Source organism: Acidisphaera rubrifaciens HS-AP3 (assembly GCF_000964365.1).
In the GTDB taxonomy this organism is placed as follows: Bacteria; Pseudomonadota; Alphaproteobacteria; order Acetobacterales; family Acetobacteraceae; genus Acidisphaera; species Acidisphaera rubrifaciens.
Window position 1 is genome coordinate 1 of the sequence record NZ_BANB01000292.1, and the last position, 2,909, is coordinate 2,909.

The window sequence follows — 2,909 nt, forward strand, 5'->3', positions numbered from 1 at the left end:
GCCGGTCGTCGCGCCGGCTCGGCGCATCGCCGCGCGCGGCGGGGCGGGCGCGCTCGGCCAGCAGCGCGCGGTAATCGTCGAGATCGCCGTCGAAATTGCGCACCGTGCCGCCCTCGACCAGCCACAGCCTATCGGCCACCAGCTCCACCAGATGCGGGTCGTGGGTGATCAGCAGCACCGCGCCCTGATAGTCCGACAACGCCCGCACCAGCGCGTCGCGGGCGTCGATGTCGAGATGGTTGGTCGGCTCGTCGAGGATCAGCAGATGCGGCGCGTCGCGCGTGGCCAGCGCCAGCAGCAGGCGCGCGCGCTCGCCGCCCGACAGGTCGCCCACCGGCGTCTCCGCCCGGTCGGCGTCCAGGCCGAACCGCGCGAGCTGCGCCCGCACGGCGGACGGCGCGGCCTTCGGCAGCGCGGCCTGCATGTGGTCGATCGGCGTGCGGGCGGCGATCAACTCCTCGGCCTGGTGCTGCGTGAAATAGCCGACCGACAGGCGCGGGCCGCGCCGCACGTCGCCCGCCAGCGGGTCGAGCCGGCCGGCGAGCAGCTTGGCGAAGGTGGATTTGCCGTTGCCGTTGGCGCCGAGCAGCGCCACCCGGTCGTCCGGGTCGAGCGTGAGCGACAGGCCGCGCAGCACCGGCGTGCCGTCATAGCCGACGGCGACGCGGTCGAGCGCCAGGATCGGCGGCGCGAGGCGCGGCGGGTCGGGGAAGGCGAAGCGGGGTGCCGCGTCCTCGATCACGGACTCGATCTCCGGCAGGCGCGCGATCGCCTTCAGCCGCGCCTGCGCCTGCCGCGCCTTGGTCGCCTTGGCGCGGAAACGGTCCACGAAGGCCTGCAGATGCGCCCGTTGCGCCGCCACGCGCTCCGCCGCGCGCGCCTGTTGCAGCGCGCGTTCGGTGCGGATGCGGACGAAGGCATCGAAGCCGCCGGGCGTGACCGACAGCCGCCCCTGATCCAGATGCGCGATGGCATCGACCGCGCGGTCGAGCAGCCCGCGATCGTGCGAGACGATGATGGCGGCACCTGGGAACCGGGCGAGCCACCCCTCCAGCCACATCGTCGCTTCCAGGTCGAGATGGTTGGTCGGCTCGTCCAGCAGCAGCAGGTCGGGTTGCAGGAACAGCGCGGCGGCCAGCGCCACGCGCATCCGCCAGCCGCCGGAAAACGACGCGACGGGCCGCGCCTGCGCCGCCGGATCGAAGCCGAGGCCGGCGAGGATGGTGGCGGCGCGGGCGGGCGCGGCGTCGGCGCCGATGGCGGCGAGGCGCTCGTGGATTTCCGCGAGGCGTTCCGGCGGGGCACGGTCGGCCTCGTCCAGCAGGGCGGTGCGTTCGGCGTCGGCGGCGAGCACGGTGTCGGTCAGGCTCGCCGGCCCCTCCGGCGCCTCCTGCCGCACCCAGGCCATGCGGGCGCGGTTGGCCAGACGGATGGTGCCGCCGTCGAGGCCGAGTTCGCCGGCGATGGCGCGCAGCAGGGTGGACTTGCCCGCGCCGTTGCGCCCGACAAGGCCGAGCTTGCGCCCGCCGTCCACGGCCAGGCTCGCCCCGTCCAGCAGGGTCCGGCCGCCCAGCCGTATCACCGCCCCGTCGATCGCCAGCACGCTCATGCGCGCGATGTAGGCCAATGATGCGGCGCGGAAAAGCGCGCGGGGTTGCCGCCCCGGCGGGGCTGCTCTACACGGCCGCCGCAAACCGGGCGGGAGTGCCGCCCGTGCCGATCCCAGGAAGGACCAGCCGCATGGCGACCGAGCGGACGTTTTCGATCATCAAGCCCGACGCCACGCGGCGCAACCTCGTGGGCAAGATCACCGCCCGCCTGGAGGAGGCCGGCCTGCGCGTCATCGCGCAGCGGCGCATCCACATGACGCAGACGCAGGCCGAGGCGTTCTACGGCGTGCACCGCGAGCGGCCGTTCTTCCGCGACCTCGTGACGTTCATGACGTCCGGCCCGGTCGTGGTGCAGGTGCTGGAGGGCGAGGACGCGGTGGCGAAGAACCGCGCGGTGATGGGCGCCACCGACCCTAAGAAGGCCGAGCCGGGCACGATCCGCGCCGAGTTCGCCGAGAGCATCGAGGCCAATTCGGTGCATGGCTCCGACAGCGCGGAGAATGCGGCGGCGGAGATCGCGTTCTTCTTCGCGGGCGTCGACATCGTCGGCTGACACGGCGCGGCGCGGGGCCGGCGCCGCCGTCTCGGCCCCCGCGCGCGACAGCGCGACGCCCGGTCCGGGCGTCGCGTTGCCGCGCTGCTGCACTGGGCGGGCGGCTAGACCAGGAAGACGCGCATGCCGATCAGCAGCAGCGCGATGACGATCCCGGCGCCGGTCACGGCCCGCGTCCAGGAGCCCCAGAAGCGGCGGCGGTCGGCCAGAAGATCGGCCTCCAGTGCGACATCGGTGACGGTTTGGGCGTGCTCGGCCATGGCCTCGGCGTGTCCTGTCATGCGTAACGGCGTTCGTATTAAGTCAACGCGGGCGCAGGCGGAAGAGGGTTCAGCAGGGCGGCGCCCGCGGGGGCCGGCGCGACCGCTCCGCCCGCCACCAGATGCAGCGCGGCGGGATACAGCACGTGTTCCTGCGCCAGCACGCGGTCGGCCAGCGTCGTCTCGGTATCGCCGGGCAGCACGGGCACGGCCGCCTGCGCGATGATCGGCCCCTCGTCCATCGTGCGCGTCACGTAATGGACGGTGCAGCCATGCAGCCGCACCCCGGCGGCGAGCGCGCGGGCATGGGTGTGCAGGCCAGGGAAGGCCGGCAGCAGGCTCGGATGCACGTTGATCATCCGCCCCTCCCAGCGATCGACCAGATAGGGCGTCAGCAGCCGCATATAGCCGGCGAGGCAGACGAGATCGACGCCGGCCTCGGCCAGCGCCGCGTCGATCGCCGCCTCGTGCGCCGCGCGGTCGCGG

Annotated in this window: 4 protein-coding genes; 1 reads left to right on the forward strand and 3 read right to left on the reverse strand. The window is 73.8% G+C overall.

All coding sequences use genetic code 11. From position 1 onward, the window contains the following. Positions 1–1,609: ABC-F family ATP-binding cassette domain-containing protein (locus tag B8460_RS09760; RefSeq protein ID WP_048861409.1), on the reverse strand; the 1,609-nt coding region annotated here is incomplete at its 3' end. Between the two features lie 131 nt (positions 1,610–1,740). Here B8460_RS09760 and ndk point away from each other — a divergent pair. Next, on the forward strand, positions 1,741–2,163 hold the full coding sequence (gene ndk, locus B8460_RS09765; RefSeq protein ID WP_048861407.1) for a nucleoside-diphosphate kinase: 423 nt from the start codon (positions 1,741–1,743) through the stop codon (positions 2,161–2,163). Between the two features lie 104 nt (positions 2,164–2,267). Here the strand turns inward: ndk and B8460_RS21840 are convergent, their stop codons facing one another. After that, entirely contained in the window at positions 2,268–2,423 is a 156-nt protein-coding gene (locus B8460_RS21840) for a hypothetical protein (RefSeq protein ID WP_158322789.1), read from the reverse strand. A 38-nt stretch (positions 2,424–2,461) separates the two neighbouring features. Then, on the reverse strand, positions 2,462–2,909 hold a 448-nt coding region (gene purN, locus B8460_RS09770), incomplete at its 5' end, for a phosphoribosylglycinamide formyltransferase (RefSeq protein ID WP_048861408.1).